This is a genomic window from Microbulbifer variabilis (assembly GCF_052467165.1).
Genome location: NZ_CP174301.1, coordinates 4214379 through 4230992, shown reverse-complemented (window position 1 = coordinate 4230992; position 16614 = coordinate 4214379). Strand labels below are relative to the sequence as shown.

14 protein-coding genes and 1 pseudogene are annotated in these 16614 nt (G+C 54.4%); 12 read left to right on the top strand and 3 right to left on the bottom strand.

Annotated elements, in window-relative coordinates; all coding sequences use genetic code 11:
* Positions 1–12: 12 nt before the first annotated feature.
* Genes bioB through bioC form a run of 3 tightly spaced genes read left to right on the top strand, consistent with a single transcriptional unit; the run spans position 13 to position 3814 of the window.
* The gene (gene bioB / locus ACJJIP_RS18920) at positions 13–1080 is read left to right on the top strand and encodes a biotin synthase BioB (protein ID WP_444945788.1); all 1068 of its coding nucleotides are present in this window, start codon (positions 13–15) and stop codon (positions 1078–1080) included.
* Positions 1077–2270: an 8-amino-7-oxononanoate synthase gene (bioF, locus tag ACJJIP_RS18915; RefSeq protein ID WP_444945787.1), complete on the top strand. Its 1194-nt coding sequence runs from the start codon at positions 1077–1079 to the stop codon at positions 2268–2270. The genes bioB and bioF overlap by 4 nt, the downstream gene beginning before the upstream one ends.
* On the top strand, positions 2267–3814 hold the full coding sequence (gene bioC / locus ACJJIP_RS18910; RefSeq protein WP_020411567.1) for a malonyl-ACP O-methyltransferase BioC: 1548 nt from the start codon (positions 2267–2269) through the stop codon (positions 3812–3814). The genes bioF and bioC overlap by 4 nt, the downstream gene beginning before the upstream one ends.
* Here bioC and ACJJIP_RS18905 read toward each other — a convergent pair.
* The gene (locus tag ACJJIP_RS18905; RefSeq protein ID WP_020411566.1) at positions 3805–4293 is read right to left on the bottom strand and encodes a L,D-transpeptidase family protein; all 489 of its coding nucleotides are present in this window, start codon (positions 4291–4293) and stop codon (positions 3805–3807) included. The genes bioC and ACJJIP_RS18905 overlap by 10 nt on opposite strands.
* 229 nt (positions 4294–4522) lie before the next feature.
* Here ACJJIP_RS18905 and bioD point away from each other — a divergent pair.
* Together bioD and ACJJIP_RS18895 are read left to right on the top strand one after the other, a co-directional pair.
* Positions 4523–5213, top strand: a pseudogene (gene bioD, locus ACJJIP_RS18900) (dethiobiotin synthase).
* A gap of 120 nt (positions 5214–5333) precedes the next feature.
* Positions 5334–7115, top strand: a complete 1782-nt coding sequence (locus tag ACJJIP_RS18895) for an acyl-CoA dehydrogenase C-terminal domain-containing protein (RefSeq protein ID WP_282951809.1) — start codon at positions 5334–5336, stop codon at positions 7113–7115.
* A 75-nt stretch (positions 7116–7190) separates the two neighbouring features.
* Here the strand turns inward: ACJJIP_RS18895 and ACJJIP_RS18890 are convergent, their stop codons facing one another.
* On the bottom strand, positions 7191–8936 hold the full coding sequence (locus ACJJIP_RS18890) for a S8 family peptidase (protein ID WP_444945786.1): 1746 nt from the start codon (positions 8934–8936) through the stop codon (positions 7191–7193).
* Positions 8937–9412: 476 nt separating this feature from the next.
* On the opposite strand from ACJJIP_RS18890, the gene ACJJIP_RS18885 reads away from it, so the two are divergent.
* The 5 genes from ACJJIP_RS18885 (at position 9413) to creD (ending at position 13926) form a co-directional block, all read left to right on the top strand.
* Complete coding sequence (locus tag ACJJIP_RS18885; RefSeq protein WP_020411561.1) at positions 9413–9604, top strand: DUF3094 family protein; 192 nt, start codon at positions 9413–9415, stop codon at positions 9602–9604.
* A 10-nt stretch (positions 9605–9614) separates the two neighbouring features.
* Positions 9615–10283, top strand: coding sequence for a nitroreductase family protein (locus ACJJIP_RS18880; protein ID WP_026304899.1), 669 nt, complete (start codon positions 9615–9617; stop codon positions 10281–10283).
* 70 nt (positions 10284–10353) lie between these two features.
* On the top strand, positions 10354–11040 hold the full coding sequence (creB, locus tag ACJJIP_RS18875) for a two-component system response regulator CreB (RefSeq protein ID WP_444945785.1): 687 nt from the start codon (positions 10354–10356) through the stop codon (positions 11038–11040).
* Position 11041: 1 nt separating this feature from the next.
* Positions 11042–12466, top strand: coding sequence for a two-component system sensor histidine kinase CreC (gene creC, locus ACJJIP_RS18870; RefSeq protein ID WP_444945784.1), 1425 nt, complete (start codon positions 11042–11044; stop codon positions 12464–12466).
* Between the two features lie 113 nt (positions 12467–12579).
* Entirely contained in the window at positions 12580–13926 is a 1347-nt protein-coding gene (creD, locus tag ACJJIP_RS18865; protein WP_444945783.1) for a cell envelope integrity protein CreD, read from the top strand.
* A gap of 36 nt (positions 13927–13962) precedes the next feature.
* Here creD and ACJJIP_RS18860 read toward each other — a convergent pair whose 3' ends face one another.
* Positions 13963–14424: an EVE domain-containing protein gene (locus ACJJIP_RS18860; protein ID WP_444945782.1), complete on the bottom strand. Its 462-nt coding sequence runs from the start codon at positions 14422–14424 to the stop codon at positions 13963–13965.
* 120 nt (positions 14425–14544) lie between these two features.
* Between ACJJIP_RS18860 and ACJJIP_RS18855 the strand changes: the two genes are divergently transcribed.
* Together ACJJIP_RS18855 and ACJJIP_RS18850 are read left to right on the top strand one after the other, a co-directional pair.
* Positions 14545–15633 carry a sensor histidine kinase gene (locus ACJJIP_RS18855; protein WP_020411555.1) on the top strand — a complete coding sequence of 363 codons (1089 nt, stop codon included), beginning with the start codon at positions 14545–14547 and terminating at the stop codon, positions 15631–15633.
* A 4-nt stretch (positions 15634–15637) separates the two neighbouring features.
* A complete protein-coding gene (locus tag ACJJIP_RS18850; RefSeq protein ID WP_020411554.1) occupies positions 15638–16453 on the top strand; it encodes a LytR/AlgR family response regulator transcription factor in 816 nt (271 codons plus the stop codon).
* Positions 16454–16614 lie beyond the last annotated feature (161 nt).

Sequence of the window (16614 nt, the reverse complement as noted above, 5' to 3'; positions counted from 1 at the left end):
AGAGTAAGCCTTGTGACTGCCGCCCAGCAATTACCCGCCGCTGAGATCCGCCACGATTGGACCCGCCAGCAGATTCTGGACCTCTTTGCCCTGCCATTTAGCGACCTGATATTTACCGCCCAGCAGGTGCATAGGGTGCATTTTGATGCTAACCGGGTGCAGGTGAGCACGCTCTGCTCGATTAAGACTGGCGCCTGTCCGGAAGACTGCGCCTACTGCCCCCAGAGTGCTCGCTACGATACCGGGCTGGAGCGGGAAAAACTGATGAAGGTGGAAAAGGTTTTGGAGGAGGCCAGGGCGGCCAAAGCCGGCGGCGCTACCCGTTTCTGCATGGGTGCCGCATGGCGCTCGCCCAAGAAAAAGGACATGCCCTACGTCACCCAGATGGTGCGTGAAGTTAAAGCGCTGGGTATGGAAACCTGTATGACCCTGGGTATGCTGAATGATGACCAGGCGCAGGAATTAGCGGATGCCGGGCTTGACTATTACAACCACAATCTGGACACCTCTCCGGAGTATTATGGTGAGATTATCACCACCCGCACCTACCAGGATCGTCTTGAGACTCTGGGTAGGGTGCGCGAGGCCGGTATGAAGGTCTGCGCTGGTGGCATTGTCGGTATGGGTGAGGGGGACAAAGATCGCGCAGGGCTACTGATGCAGCTGGCCAACCTGCCTGAACACCCGGAGTCGGTGCCGATCAATATGTTGGTAAAAGTAGCGGGTACGCCGTTAGAGCAGGAAAAGGATCTGGACCCCTTCGAGTTTATCCGCTGTATTGCCGTGGCCCGAATTATGATGCCTAAGTCCCATGTGCGCCTGTCTGCAGGACGTGAGCAAATGAGCGATGAAATGCAGGCAATGGCTTTCCTCGCCGGTGCCAACTCCATCTTCTATGGGGAGAAGCTGCTGACCACCGCTAACCCTGAGGCCAACAAAGATATGCAGTTGTTCAACCGCTTGGGAATCCTGCCGGAGGAATACCAGCAATACGCTGACGAATCAGAAGTGGAAGCTGAGCTGTCCGCCCAGATCAGCGAGCGACAAAACGATGCCTTTTTCTACGACGCGGCCAAATGACCCTGGATCAAACCCTGCGCCAGCGCCTAGATGAGCGGCGCAGGCGTAACCTCTACCGGGAAGTCAAGACTCTGGATTCGGTGCCGGGGCCTGAGGCCAGGGTTAATGGCCGAGAACTGCTTACTTTCAGTAGCAACGACTACTTGGGGCTGGCAACCCATCCTGAGGTCATCCGCGCCCAGCAGGCCGGAGCTGAGCTGGGCGCTGGTGCCACTGCCTCTCACCTGGTCAATGGGCACTTGCAAGTCCATCAACAGCTGCAATACAGTCTTGCTGAAGTCACCGGGCGCGAGGCTGCATTGGTATTCTCCAGTGGCTATATGGCTAATGTGGGCACGCTTTGTGCGTTACTGGGCCGTGCCGACAATATTATTTCCGACAAGCTCAACCACGCTTCACTGATCGATGGAGCACGCTTGTCTGGCGCTAACAGCTTGCGCTTTCCCCACAACGATCTTATTGGTCTGGATCGCCAATTACGGCGTGCTGCCAGTCGAGGTGGCAATATCCTGGTGGCGGTCGACGGTGTTTACAGTATGGATGGTGACCTGGCGCCGCTGGCAGAGATTGCTGATCTGTGTCGTGAGTATGGTGCCTGGTTGATGGTGGATGAGGCTCACGGATTTGGGGTAATGGGCAGCGAAAAATTTCCTTTCGCTGGCAGTTGTACTGCGGCGGGTCTTGACCAGTCCCAGGCACCAGTGATCATGGGCACCCTGGGCAAGGCCGCTGGTAATGCCGGAGCCTTTGTGGCTGGTTCTCGCGAGCTGATTGATTATCTGGTGCAATTTGCCCGTACGTACATCTACACCACTGGAATGCCTCCGGCGGTGGCCGCGGGCTGTGTTGCCGCTGTTGATTTGATGCGTAGACAGCCTGAGTTGACCAGGCGCCTGGAGTCTAACATTGCCCACTTTCGCCACTGCGCCAGGCAATTGAATTTACCTCTGGCTGACTCCCCCAGCGCAATTCAGCCGCTCCTGCTCGGCTGTGAAGAAACCGCTATTTCTATTTCTGAACAGTTGGAAAAACGCGGTTTTTTGGTGAGCGCTATTCGCCCTCCGACAGTGCCCGCGGGTACTGCCCGCCTGAGAATTACCTTGAGTGCTTCACATAACCATCACCAAATCGATGTGCTTCTCAATGCCTTGGCGGAGGTCCTCCGGGAAAACAAGGCGGTGCACTTGTGAGCCAGATAGAGAACCTGGTGTTCTTGCATGGTTGGGGCGGAGACAAGGGGCCCTGGCAGCCACTATTGGAGGCTGTGCATGAACAACTGGGGCTACCGCTGATTTGTATCGAGTTACCGGGGTTTGGTGAACGCAGGGAGCAGGCATGGCCAAGGCTAGAGGTGCTTCTACAACAGCTTTACCAAGCGCTACCGCAAAATTGTGTTTTGGTAGGGCACTCCCTTGGCGGCATGTTGGCTCTGCAGATTGCCGCCAGGCCAGGACAAGAGAAAATCCATGGAGTTGTCACCATCTCCGCCAATGCTTGCTTTGTAGAGAGGGACAATTGGCCCGGCATGCCCCGTCGCACTTTTGATAGGTTCCGTAGCGCTTTCGTGCAGGATCCCTATGCTACCTGGGAGCGCTTTTGCGCCCTGCAGTCCCATGGTGATAACGCCATGCGTGCCCTGGTCAAGCAACTGAAAGCGCGCAAACCCAACATTAACCCCGGAGCCTGGGTTAAGGCCCTGGACTGCCTGGCAGAGCTGGATAATCGGGATCTTCTGCAGTCGCTGGAAATCCCCGCACTCCACCTGTTTGGCAAGCGGGATGCCCTGGTGCCGCTGGCGGCCATAGAGGAAATCCAGGCCTATGGTGCGGCGGTAGAGGTGATGGAGGGCTGCGGCCACAAACCACAGTTGTCACAACCTCGCCAAGTGGCAGAGCGATTACGACACTTTGTCGAGAGTTTGTCCCCCTCTAGTGCCCTAGCGGCAGAGCCCTTTGATAAATCTGCGGTGGCGCGCTCCTTCGGCCGTGCCGCCGCCAGCTATGACGATTGCGCACATATACAGAGAGCGGTGTGCCGTCAACTGATAAAAATGGCGGAGCGCCACTGGGAACCTCGTACCATTGTTGATTTGGGCAGTGGCACCGGTTTTGGCAGTGAGTTGCTGCGCCAGCATTTTCCCAAGGCAAAAATTATCGCCCTGGACCTGGCAGAGGACATGTTGCGCTTTGCCCGCACAGAGAGGCCGCTGGCAGATGGCTATATCACTGCGGATGCGGAGCAACTGCCCCTGGCGGAAGGTACTGTAGATCTGGTGTTCTCCAGTATGGCACTGCAATGGTGCTACCGATTGCCGCAGTTATTCGCCGAGTTGCGTCGGGTACTTTCTCCCGCTGGACAATGTCTGGTGGCGACATTGGGGCCGGGTACCCTGGCAGAATTGCGCGATAGCTGGGCTCTGGTAGACAGCGGTGTTCACGTTAATCGCTTCCTGCCACTGGCCAACTGGCGTGAGGCAGCGGCGCAATCGCAGCTTTGTGGTGAAGTACTCGACGAGCAACGCCTGTTGCATTTCGACAGTCTGCGCCAGCTGATGAAGGAATTGAAAGGTGTGGGAGCACATAATATCAACCGCGCGGCCAAGCGAGGCATGACTGGGCGAGCCCGGTTACAGCGGTTGGCCGAAGCCTATGAAGGTCTCCGGCAGCCAAAGGGGCTGCCGGTGAGTTACGAGGTGATTTATATGAAGCTGGCCCTGGGAGGTAATCAAGGGTAGATATCGATGGGGATGGGGGTTTTCACCAGAGCCCAAATTTCATCCATCTCCCGGTTGGAAGCGACGGCGATACAGCCATCGGTCCAGTTGTTACGGCGCAGGTGGTTTTCCATATAGGCCCATTCGGGTTTGATGCCGTGGATCATGATATCGCCACCGGGGCTGACCCCCATCCTGGCCGCCCGCGCTCGGTCCTGTTTATTCGGGTAGGACACGTGGATGGAGCGGTAGAAGCGGCTATTGGGGTTTTTCCAGTCCAGGGTGTAGCGTCCTTCTGGGGTTCGCTCGTCCCCTTGGCGGACTTTGTGTCCCCTGGGGTTATCGCCGAAGGAGACTGTGTAGCTTTTCACTACCCGGCCGTCGCGAATAAGCTGCATCAGCTTCTTCGACTTGTACACAACAACATGATCGACAGGGGTTACTTTTGCTGAGGCGAGCAGTGGCATCGCCAGCAATAGGGCAAGAGTCAGGTATCGCATGGTCTCTAAGCTGCTTGAATGTTTTCAGTTATTTCGAGATTTTCCGCGTCCCTGCAGAGCATTTTCCCCTTTTGGGGGAGTTATTTTGTTAGCGCTACCCCGTGCCTTTGTTATCAGTGCTCGGCTTGATTTGTTCAAAATCTGCGCTACATGGCTAAATTATCATCAAGTTGATGGCGTGAAAAGTCACCACAAGAAAAAAATTGAACTTTTTTGATTAGCGGAGGCGATGGCCTTGGGCAGAACCTATTTTGTGGCCGGTACCGATACCGAAGTGGGCAAGACCTTTGTCAGTACAGCCCTGCTTACAGCAGGCGCAACCGCGGGATTACAAACCGCTGCGGTGAAGCCGGTAGCGTCTGGCTGTGAGCGGACTGAAGATGGATTGCGTAATGAAGATGCCCTGCTATTGCGGGAGGCGATGACCCTGCAGCTGCCTTACCAGCAGGTGAACCCTTTTGCGCTAGAGCCTGCAATCGCACCTCATATTGCCGCTATTGAGGCGGGAAAGCAGTTGAGTGTGTCACGTATGGCGGGCGTTTGCCGTGGTGTGATGTCTGCCGGCGCCGACCTGGTGCTGATTGAGGGCGCTGGAGGCTGGCGTACCCCTGGGACCAAGGAGCTTCCTGTCCCAGTTGCCGAGGGAACTGAATATCCCTGTGGTACTGGTGGTGGGTATGCAGCTGGGTTGTATCAACCACGCTCTACTTACTGCCGAGGCTATCCGTCGTGATGGTCTGCCGTTGGCTGGCTGGGTGGCTAACTTTGTTCGTCCGGGCATGGAGCGAGCCGAGGAGAATCTGGCCACCCTTGAAGCCCTGATACCTGCATCATTACTCGGTGTACTGCCCCATAGCGAGGGGCGGGATTATCGTGAGGCAGCCGAAAACCTGGATATCCGCCCGTTGCTACCCGCCTGAAGAACCCACCGTAAAGGCCGTTCCATCCGGGACCCGAGAGGGCCCAAACCAGTTGACTTTGCCCGCCTTCGGCCCTAGATTCAAACAAGCGTTTGAAACACTTGAATGAGGATTGGGAGCATGGCCGACTACAAGGCGCCCCTGCGGGAGATGAACTTCCTGCTGCACGAAGTCTTTGCTGCAGAAAAACTCTGGACGGAACTGCCCGGACTTGCTGGGGTGGTAGATCGCGAGACCGCAGATGCGATTCTCGAAGAAATGGCCAAGCTGGCTTCCAATACCCTGGACCCTATCAATCGCAGCGGCGATGAAGAGGGTTGTCACTGGAATGAGGGGGTTGTAACCACCCCGGAGGGCTTCAAGGAAGCCTATGCGACTTTCTGTGAGGGCGGCTGGGGCGCACTGCTGGGTAACCCGGAGTATGGCGGTATGGGTATGCCGAAAATGTTGGGTGCTCAGGTCGAGGAAATGATCAATGCCTCCAATATTTCCTTTGCTCTCTACCCGGTATTGACCAACGGCGCCTGCCTGGCGATTGATGCCCATGCCAGCGAAGAGCTGAAACAGAAATATTTGCCCAAGATGTATGAGGGCACCTGGGCTGGCGCCATGGACCTGACCGAGCCCCATGCGGGCACCGACCTTGGGATTATCCGCACCAAGGCAGAGCCCCGCGAGGATGGCAGCTACAGCATAAACGGCAGCAAGATTTTTATTACCGGCGGCGACCAGGACCTGTCCGATAACATTATTCACCTGGTACTGGCCAAGCTGCCGGACGCACCCCAGGGCCCCAAAGGCATCTCCCTTTTCCTGGTGCCGAAATACAAAGTGAACGAAGACGGCAGTGTTGGCGAGAGCAATAACGTGAATTGCGGCTCTATTGAGCACAAGATGGGCATCAAAGCCTCCGCCACCTGTGCGATGAATTTCGATGGAGCCCAGGGCTGGCTGGTGGGCGAAGAGAACAAGGGTCTCGCCGCCATGTTTACCATGATGAATTACGAGCGCCTGGGTGTAGGTATCCAGGGCCTCGGCGCTTCCGATCGCTCCTACCAGAATGCCCGGGAATACGCTCGCGACCGTATTCAGAGCCGCTCTCCGGCCGGTGCCCAGCAGCCAGAGAAAGCAGCCGATCCGATTATCGTACACCCTGACGTGCGCCGGATGCTGCTCACCCAGAAAGCTCTGGTTGGTGGTGGCCGCGCCCTGTCCACTTATGTGGCCCAGTGGTTGGATATTTCCAAGTTTGGTGAGGGTGAAGAGAAGAAGAATGCCGAATCCATGGTGGCATTACTGACCCCGGTGGCCAAGGCCTTTACCACCGATATGGGCCTGGACTGCACCGTAATCGGTCAGCAGGTATTCGGCGGCCACGGATATATTCGTGAGTGGGGTCAGGAGCAGCTGGTGCGCGATGTGCGCATCACCCAGATTTACGAAGGTACCAACGGTATCCAGGCCCTGGATCTGGTGGGCCGTAAAACTGTCGCCAGCGGTGGTGCCCTGTTTGAGCTGTTTGCCGCGGATGTACAGAAATTTATCGACAGCCAGGTGGATCGAGAGGCGATGGCGGAGTTCGTGCAGCCGTTGGCAATCGAGCTGCAGCGCCTGCGCGAGGCCACCGAGAAGATGATTGCGGCTACCCAAGAAGATCCCCACGCGCCTGGTGCGGCATCTGTAGAATACCTGCATCTATTCGGCTATGTGGCCTACGCCTTTATGTGGGCCAAGGTGGTTGCAGTAGCACTGGATCAGCAGGAGGCAGATAGCTTCTACAAAGGTCAGGTGAAAACTGCGCGATTCTATTTTGCGCGTTTGCTGCCGCGCACCCAAGCACTGGCTGCAAGTGTAAATGCCGGCAGCGCGACCCTTATGGATCTGGAGGACGAGCTGTTCTAAGGGGGCTGGAGAGAGTCCCAAAAAGCCCCGCATCGCGGGGCTTTTTTATTTTGGTTGTTTAGGTTTCAAAGCTTGTCACGGCTTGGCTTCAGCAGTCAAAGTCAGTCCGTTAAATGCTTCGTAGCCATGCAGGGCGATATACCATGTACCGGCAGAGGGGTTATTGAAAGAGCAGCTCTCAGTGTTATATCCGTTGGTGTTTCCTACCCACTCGTAAGGTACGCAATTCTCAGTATCATTCACTACGCTCCCCCTGGTCGGGCTGCTTCCGTAACTAACATAGAGGTCGACTTCACCGTTATCGTTGAATATCTCAATATCCAGGGAGGACATGCCTGGCTCTACCTCAATCTGGTATGTCAGCCAACTGCCAGACGCACCTGCAACATTAGTTTCCACAAGACTGGTGCCGTTGCCGGTATTGCCATTTCCGGTAATAGACGCTACCGCAGCCGCAGCATCGACGATGCCTGCCCCGCAGCCAGTACATGAAGATGGGAAGCTACGAGTAGTGTTACTGAGTACGGATTCAACTTCATCTGGGGTCAGGTTCGGGTCTACCGAGTAAAGCAAAGCGGCAACGCCGGCAACATGTGGCGCGGCCATGCTGGTGCCTTGGCTGTAGTAGTAGGCATCACTTCCGGGGCTTCTGGTACCGCTATTGTCTGTCGAGAGGATGCCATTGGAATCATTGGCGAAGCTCTGTGCGCCTCCAGGAGCGGCCATATCGACTGCATTGCCGTAATTGGAATAGTAAGCGCGGCCGCCATCGCGATCTGTTGCGGCAACGGTGATAACGCCATCACAGCTCGCCGGGGTGTATCTACTTGCGTAATCATCGTCATTACCGGCGGCCACGACAATGGTTGCGCCGAGACTGCGTGCGGTATTAATAGCCGTTTGGTAGGCCGAGCCACAGGTACCCTCACCACCGAGGCTCAGATTGAGAACCTGTGCCGGGTTGGCATTAGTCGGTACACCGGAAACACTGCCCCCTGCAGCCCAAACGATGGCATCTGCGATATCTGAAGTCAGACCGCCACAGCGGCCGAGTACTCGAACTGGGACCACCTTGGCTTTGTAAGCGACGCCGGCCACTCCCATATTATTGTTAGTAGTGGCTGCGATAGTGCCGGCAACGTGGGTACCGTGCCAGCTGCTGTCGCTTTCGTAATTTCTGGGGTCATCACTCTGGCAGGCATTGTCTGTGTGCCAGTCACCTGGGTCAGTGGCATCGCCATCACGTCCATCGCCATCGACTGAGACAAAAGTATTGGAAATCATATCGTAGCCAGGTAGCAGGTTGTCGACCAGGTCGTGATGGGGGCGATAGCCGGTATCAAGGACGGCTACTACAGCGCCCTCACCCTGTGTGACATCCCAGGCTGAGGGCAGATTGAGGCCACCTGTGGATTCCCGGTAGTGCCATTGATTCCAATAACTGGGATCATTCGGAGTTGCCATTGGACGCATCAATAAATCTGGTTCTGCGTACTCGACATTGGGGTCCTGCTTTAGCCGCTCAACTATTTTTTTCAGTTCCGCCTTGCTTTTGCGGCCCTCTAGGCGCATGACCTGGGCTCCTGAAGCCATACGGCGCTTGTGGCGTAACTTGTGGCCGGCTCGCTGAGAGGCCTTATCAATAGTGTCTTGTGCAAGCTTGGCACCATGACCAATTTTTGAGCTTTTCTTGTACTTGATGATGATGCCGTCAGTCAGGCCGGTCTCATTCGCATGAGCCGCGAAAGGGGTAGCACACGCAAGCGAAACTGCCGTTGCGATTGCTGTTTTTTGCATCAGGGCTTTTATTGATGAGCGCATTATTATTGTTTTCTCCACAACTTTTGGAATTATCCGCACTGGCTACTTTGTCAGTACGTTTTTCATTGTTGGCTCCAAGTGCGCTCGCTAGCCTAATAAGTTTGACTGATCCCTGAGCGGGCGGCCTTAGCCTCAAGGCTCTGTGCATGTAAGACACAGAGTCCAGGAATTTCATTCTTCAATAAATACTCACCTGGGCATATTTTGTAACGAATTCGTAACGTTAGCCTTCAGGCTTTAGTTGAATTTTTCTTATAAAATTATCTAATAAAGTTATTACTTGTTTGCCGGTTGAGGGTAACTTGGGCCCACTTCCCTTCGCTTGGGAAACCTGGGTATAGGGAGTGGCCCTAATATCAGTCTCCCGGGAATTTCGCTGTTTCATAATATTAAGCAATAGGAGATGGCGTTTTTTGTGGAGTCACTTTTCGCTTTCTCCTACACTCGGGACAAAACAATAACGAGCGAAAGAGCCAATGTCCGATACCCCCCAAAAGAAACTGTCCGCAGAAGACCAGGCCCGGGTCGATCAATACCTGCAAAGTGGTGTGAATCAGGTGGAGCGAAAGCCCTTCAGGCCCTGGTTATTGCTGCTGGTGGTTGTGGTTGTACTAACTCTCTTGTCACTGCTCAGTGTATTTATCGCACAGACCAAAGGTGTGGTTTGAGGGGCTGGATATGACGACTGAAAAAATATTCCAGCCCTTGAATTTTACCCACCTTGACGATGATGAGATGTGCCGTCGTGCCGGTGAGTTCTTCCGACTGATGCGCCGACGCCGCTCGGTGCGGGACTTCTCTGCAAGGCCCGTACCTCGTGAAGTTATCGAGGATGCCGTGCGCGCTGCGGGCAGTGCTCCCAGCGGGGCTAATATGCAGCCTTGGCATTTTGTCGTAGTTGAAAGTGCGGAGGTCAAACGCCGCATTCGCCAGGCAGCAGAGGAGGAAGAGCGTGAGTTTTACCAGCGGCGTGCCTCTGAAGAGTGGCTCAATGCCTTGGAACCACTGGGTACGGATGCGCACAAACCTTTCCTGGAAACCGCCCCTTACCTGATCGCAATTTTCCTGAAGAAATTTTCCAGTGCGGAAAATGGTGAGCGATTAAAAAATTATTACACTGCAGAATCAGTGGGTATTGCTACTGGCATGTTGATTGCTGCTTTGCATAATGCCGGTGTGGCGACTCTTACCCACACCCCCAGCCCGATGAAATTTCTCAATGAAATTCTCGGTCGCCCGGTTGAGGAAAAGCCCTATATGATTTTGGTGGCCGGGCTGCCGGCGGAGGGCGCCCAGGTGCCGGCGATTGCCAGAAAATCCCTGGATGAAATCTCTGATTTTATTTGAGTTATGGCTAAAGCAAGCGTAGGGCTCAGTAAAAAATAGGTACACTGGCAGAATTTGAGCTTGGGGTCCTATGCCAAAAATACTGATCGTTGAAGATGAAGGCGCTATTGCCGATACCCTGGTCTATGCCCTGCAGACCGAGGGGTTTACCACTCGCTGGGTGGGGGTGGCCGGCGAGGCGCTGGTACTGCTTGTGAATGAGCCTTTCGACCTGGTGATCCTGGATGTGGGACTGCCGGATATCAGTGGCTTCGAAGCCTGTAAGCAGTTGCGTCGTTTCTCCGAAGTGCCGGTGATATTCCTCACTGCCCGCAATGCAGAAATAGACCGGGTAGTGGGGCTCGAGATCGGTGCTGATGACTATGTGGTGAAACCTTTCAGTCCGCGCGAAGTGGTGGCGCGGGTAAAGGCCATCCTTAAACGCATGACATCGGGCCCTGATAAGTCACAAAAAATAGAGCTGAAAGGGCCTTTCCGCATAGAGCAGGGGAGTTACCAGATTCATTTCCGCGAGCAGTTATTACCTCTGACGCTCAATGAATATCGCCTGCTGGAAACCCTGTTAACCCAGCCGGGACGAGTGTTTTCCCGTGCACAATTACTCGATGCACTGGGGGTGGCACTGGAGGCGGGTTATGAGCGTAATATCGATAGTCACATCAAAGGGCTGAGAGCCAAATTGCGAATGATTGCACCTGATGCCAAGCCAATACAGACCCACCGGGGCTTGGGGTATAGCTGCTGCCTGGAATCCTAAAATGTCATTGGGCATTCGTATTTTCGCTGTCTATTTCCTGTTTGTTGGCTTGGCCAGCTGGTTTGTATTGAATACGGTGATGGAGGAGATCCGTCCCGGGGTACGCCAATCCACCGAGGAAACCCTGGTAGATACTGCCAACTTGCTGGCGGAAATCCTGCGTGATGATGTCAGGAGCGGTAATCTGGCTCAGAGCCAACTACCTGAGTTGCTGGAAGCTTATGGTCGGCGTCAGCCACAGGCAAATATCTGGGGACTGACCAAGAGCCAGGTGAATCACCGAATTTATGTCACCGATGCTTTCGGCCGAGTTTTATTGGATTCCAGCGGTCGGGCGGTCGGCCAGGACTATTCTCGTTGGAATGATGTCTACCTAACCCTGCGTGGCGATTACGGTGCGCGCTCTACGCGCGAAGATCCTGACAACCCGGATTCCTCGGTGATGTATGTGGCGGCGCCCATACTCGACCGGGAAGAAATTATCGGTGTGGTCTCCGTGGCCAAGCCCAATCAAACCCTACAGCCTTATATTGATCGGTCGCAACGGCGTTTGATGTGGCTGGGGGTGGGATTGGTCGTACTGGGATTATTGGTCGGCGCCCTGTTGTCCTGGTGGCTGGGCCGCTCACTGGGAAAACTGACCCAGTATGCCCAGGCTGTGAGTGCGGGGCAACGAGTCGAGCCACCGAAAATGTCTGATGGTGAGCTGGGGCAGCTGGCACTGGCCCTGGAACAGATGCGCTCTGAGTTGGAAGGCAAGAATTATGTTGAGCGCTATGTGCATACTCTGACCCACGAATTGAAAAGTCCGCTGGCGGCCATTCGCGGTGCTGCTGAACTGCTCGATAGTGAGATGCCCGCGGATCAGCGCCGGCGTTTCATAAGCAATATTCAACAGGAGACCTCTCGTTTACAGCAGTTGAGCGAACGATTGTTGCACTTGGTCCAGGTAGAGCAGCGTCAGGGGCTGGAGGAGAGGGAGGCCATTCCACTGGCACACTTGGTGGAAGAGCTGTTGCAGGCCCGACAGGCGCGTATTACCGCTGGCGGTTTTAGTGTGGAGTGGGCAGTGGAAGATACTCTGAGATTGTATGGCGAGCGTTTCTTATTGAACCAGGCCCTGGCCAATTTGCTCGACAACGCATTGGATTTCACTCCACAAGGTGGCCTGCTTCGCATTGGCGCCGGGCGGTGTGAGGGATGGATAGAAATCTGCCTATACAACCAGGCTGAAGCTATTCCCGAGTATGCCCTGGCGCGCCTGACGGAGCGTTTCTACTCACTGCCTCGTCCCAGTGGTGGACGTAAAAGTACTGGTCTGGGACTCAACTTTGTAAAGGAAGTGGCCGAACTGCACGGTGGTGAATTGACTATCGCCAATGTGGAGAGAGGTGTTGAGGTGCGCCTGACTTTGCCAGCTGATTAAGTTGAAGGCCAAAGTTCACATAATCTCCACAAAATCTCCTTTTAGACCCCATCGGCATCCCACCCGGGCCGCTCAGACTCAGCAGATCGAAATTCGACACTGAGGTCTGAACCATGAACCGAACCCTGGCATTTAAATTGGGCGCGATCGCCTTTTTGGTGTTATTGCTGTTGATACCGCTGACTATGATTGGCGGTTTGATCGATGAGCGGCAGCGATACCAGGGAGAAGTACTTCGGGATATTGCCCGAAGTTCCAGTTACAGCCAGAAAATCGTTGGGCCTATTCTGATAATGCCCTATACCAGAACAGTGCAGCACCTGAAGATAAACGACCAAACTGGCGAACGTTATCAGGAACAGCGTGAAACCAGTGGGCGGCTGTATTTTCTGCCGGAGCGATTTATTTTTGATGCCGAACTGGGCACCGAGCGCCGCGCCCGGGGTATTTATGAGGCGCTTCTTTACCATAGTGATAGCAAGGTGAGTGGGGTGTTTCGGTTGCCACAGAAGTTGGGTTTGGGTGAAAAACTGGATCAATATCGCTTTGATGCACCCTTCCTCTCCGTTGGTATCAGTGATATTCGAGGTATTCGTAAAGACCTGAAATTGCGTTTGAATAACGAAAGTCTGGAGTTCGCGCCCGGCAGTGGTACCTCTATGCTTGGCGCGGGTGTTCATGCGCAACTGCCCATGATAAATCCAGAGGGTGGTCAGGACCTGGAATTTGCCTTTGATCTGAACTTGCAGGGTACCGAGCATTTGCAGTTGGTGCCGGTAGGTCGCGATAGCCGGGTGATGCTGGCTGCTGACTGGCCCCACCCCAGCTTTATCGGCGAGTACCTACCGAGTCGCCGAGAGATCACCGATCGCGGTTTCACTGCCGAGTGGCAGACCAGTTTCTTTGCGACCAACCTGGAAGAGGTGTTGCAGCAGTGTGGGAAAGATAGCGAGTGTGCAAATTTACTCGGGCGCAGCTTTGGCGTCAGCTTTCTTGACCCTGTGGATCAGTACCTGAAGACTGATCGGGCGATTAAATATGCACTGCTATTCCTCACTTTGACCTTTGCCACTTTCTTCCTGTTTGAAGTACTCAAGCGACTGTCCGTGCATCCGGTGCAATACGCACTGGTGGGTTTGGCGCTGGCGTTGTTTTACCTATTGTTGTTATCGTTGTCGGAGCATATTGCTTTTGCCAAGGCCTATGTAGTTTCTGCAGCAGCCTGTGTCGGCCTGATTGGTTTCTATACCAGTTCTGTGTTGCGAAGCTGGCGTCGGGGTTTGGGTTTTGCCGCTCTGCTGGCAGCGCTTTACGGACTCCTGTATGGATTGCTCAGTGCTGAGGATTATGCCCTGCTGATGGGGTCACTGCTGGTATTCGCGGTACTTAGCTGCACTATGGTGTTGACCAGAAAACTTGACTGGTACAGCGTGGGACGTTCCCCTCACGAAGATAACTAAATTACCCGCAGCGGCGCCAAAGGCGTCGCTATGCCGTCAGCTTAGTCCGAGTTCGAGAATAGTGTCCCACTCACTTGCTTTTACAGGCTGTATCGACAACCGCCCCTGCTTAACCAGTACCATCTCCTCAAGTTCAGGGGTCTTCTTGATTTCGGCCAGTGGAACAGGTCGTGCAAACTCACTGCGCCAGGTTACATCGACACAGTACCAGCGAGGCTTGCTGGGGCTGGCCTTGGGATCGAAGTATTTGCTCTCAGGGTCGAATTGGGCCGGGTCTGGATAGGCGGCCCTGACCACTTCGGCGGTACCCACCACCGCTGGCACCTTGCAGGCACTGTGATAGAACAATACTCCATCGCCCACTGAGACCTGATCGCGCAGGAAGTTGCGCGCCTGAAAGTTGCGGATTCCATCCCAGCGTCCGCTGCCAGTGTTTTCGGCGGCGAGGTCCTGCAGGCTGTATTTGTCCGGTTCGGATTTGAATAACCAGTATGTCATGCGGCAGTTTGTCCCTGTGCTGCGCCGGTTGGTGTTTCGCCGGCGATCGACCCCATTTAGTATGAAGCCATACAAAAGTGTCAAATCGACGCCATATTTTGATGTCTTCAGCGGGAGATTATGGGAAATAAAGCATTTCAGTGGCTTTCACAGCGCCTTTCGAGCCATAAGTCCCAATACTGGGCCCTGCAGCTCAGCGGTTGGGCCGGCTACACCCTAATGACTTTTATCAGTAGTTTTTTCTGGGTGAAAGACCACTGGGTCCATTCGGGCTATATCGCCATGGCCACCACTGCCGGGATTTTGCTCAGCGGTTCCATGCGCTATGGCTTCCAGCGCCTGTGGAACAAGCCCCCGGCAACCCGTTTCCTGGGGTCACTGCTCTTGGTAGTGCTGGTAGCCGCGCTCTGGGCAGCCATCAAGTTCGGAGGTTTTCTGTGGTTGTACGGTAAAGTGAGCGATGAAAACCCGGTTTGGCAAGCCACCTACTGGTTTTCCTATTCATTTATGATTCTCACCACCTGGGCGGCACTGTATTACGGCATTAAGTATTATCAAACCTCGCAGACCCAGCAGGCGAAGGCCCTGCGTGCTGAATCTATGGCGCACCAAGCCCAGCTGAAAATGTTGCGCTACCAGTTAAATCCCCACTTCCTGTTTAACACTCTCAATGCCATTTCCACACTGATCCTGGATAACGATGGGCGCACCGCCAACAATATGGTAATGCGTTTGTCACAGTTCCTGCGCCACTCCCTGGACAACGACCCCATGCAAAAGGTCACCTTGGCCAAGGAGGTGGAGGCACTGATGCTCTACCTGGATATTGAGAAAGTGCGCTTTGCCGATCGTCTCGGTGTGCGCCTGGATTTACAGGGAGAGTCGCCTCAGGCGCTGGTGCCCAGCCTGTTGCTGCAGCCTCTGGTGGAAAATGCGATTAAATACGGCATTTCCCAGTTGGAGTGGGGCGGGGAAATCGGTATCAAAGCGCGGGTCTTTGCTGGAGAGCTTCTGTTGGAAGTCACAGACAATGGTCCAGGCATGTCGGAAAAGGAGTTGCGCCTGATTGGCAAGGGCTATGGTGTTGGCATTCGCAATACCTGCGAGCGCCTGCGCGCATTGTATGGCGAGGATCAGAGAGTGCGTTTCCGCAATCGCCCGGAGGGCGGCCTGTCGGTAAACATTCGCATTCCCTATGAACAGGAATAACGAGATGAGTGCAGTTGAAAACCTGACCGCAATTATTGTCGATGACGAACCCCTGGCCCGCCGTGGCCTGCGGCTGCGCTTGGAGCAGATGCCTGGTGTAAAAGTGGTCGCAGAGAGTGGTAATGGCCGAGATGCCCTGGAAAAAATTCTCGAATTCGGGCCCGATGTGGCTTTTGTGGATATCCAGATGCCGGGTATCAATGGCCTGCAGCTTGTGCAACAGATTCCTTTAGAGAAGTTGCCGCAAGTGGTGTTTGTCACTGCTTACGATCAGTACGCTGTAGAGGCGTTTGAAGTTAATGCAGTGGACTATGTGTTAAAGCCCATTGAAGAGGAGCGTTTAGCGTTGGCGCTGGCGCGCGCTCGCGAGAAAATGTCCACTGCAGATATTGCCATCCAGCGTGAGCAATTGCTGGAGGCTGTGGCGGATTTAACCAAGGAGTCTCCGGAGGCCTTAGAGCAAAAGCTGGTGAGTGGCCAGTTTGCCGGTAGTGCCTATCCAGACAAAATTGCAGTTAAGGATTCGGGGAAAATCACCCTGGTCCCAGCGCGTGAGATTGACTGGATTGATGCTGCCGGGGATTACATGTGTGTACACGCTCAGGGTGAAACCCATGTCATGCGTATCACTATGAAAGAATTGGAGCAACAACTGGACCCTAAACTATTTCAGCGTATCCACCGCTCCACAATTGTGAATTTGAGCCGCGTGCGCGAAATTAGAGCGCATATAAATGGGGAATACCATTTGGTTTTGGATAATGGTGAGTGCCTGAAAATGAGCCGCAGCTACAAGAGCAAAGTGCAGCACTTCCTTTAACTTTCCTGTGGGCCACATCATTGGAAAATATCGGATGTGGCCTGATCGATAATTCCCGGCACTTGATCGCAAGTCTCTTGTTTGCCGTTTTTATTGCATTAGCCTTCACACTGGTTGGTCCGGCAAGCTCTTTCCGGATGAATTACGCGGTATAGGACAGT

Bases quoted from the DNA above. Each gene is read 5' to 3' on its own strand.
- ACJJIP_RS18885 (WP_020411561.1), top strand. From the start codon at position 9,413: ATGTCCGATACCCCCCAAAAGAAACTGTCCGCAGAAGACCAGGCCCGG.
- ACJJIP_RS18855 (WP_020411555.1), top strand. From the start codon at position 14,545: ATGGGAAATAAAGCATTTCAGTGGCTTTCACAGCGCCTTTCGAGCCAT.
- ACJJIP_RS18860 (WP_444945782.1), bottom strand. From the start codon at position 14,424: ATGACATACTGGTTATTCAAATCCGAACCGGACAAATACAGCCTGCAG.
- bioF (WP_444945787.1), top strand. From the start codon at position 1,077: ATGACCCTGGATCAAACCCTGCGCCAGCGCCTAGATGAGCGGCGCAGG.
- ACJJIP_RS18850 (WP_020411554.1), top strand. From the start codon at position 15,638: ATGAGTGCAGTTGAAAACCTGACCGCAATTATTGTCGATGACGAACCC.
- creC (WP_444945784.1), top strand. From the start codon at position 11,042: ATGTCATTGGGCATTCGTATTTTCGCTGTCTATTTCCTGTTTGTTGGC.
- creB (WP_444945785.1), top strand. From the start codon at position 10,354: ATGCCAAAAATACTGATCGTTGAAGATGAAGGCGCTATTGCCGATACC.
- ACJJIP_RS18880 (WP_026304899.1), top strand. From the start codon at position 9,615: ATGACGACTGAAAAAATATTCCAGCCCTTGAATTTTACCCACCTTGAC.
- ACJJIP_RS18905 (WP_020411566.1), bottom strand. From the start codon at position 4,293: ATGCGATACCTGACTCTTGCCCTATTGCTGGCGATGCCACTGCTCGCC.
- ACJJIP_RS18895 (WP_282951809.1), top strand. From the start codon at position 5,334: ATGGCCGACTACAAGGCGCCCCTGCGGGAGATGAACTTCCTGCTGCAC.
- ACJJIP_RS18890 (WP_444945786.1), bottom strand. From the start codon at position 8,936: ATGCGCTCATCAATAAAAGCCCTGATGCAAAAAACAGCAATCGCAACG.
- creD (WP_444945783.1), top strand. From the start codon at position 12,580: ATGAACCGAACCCTGGCATTTAAATTGGGCGCGATCGCCTTTTTGGTG.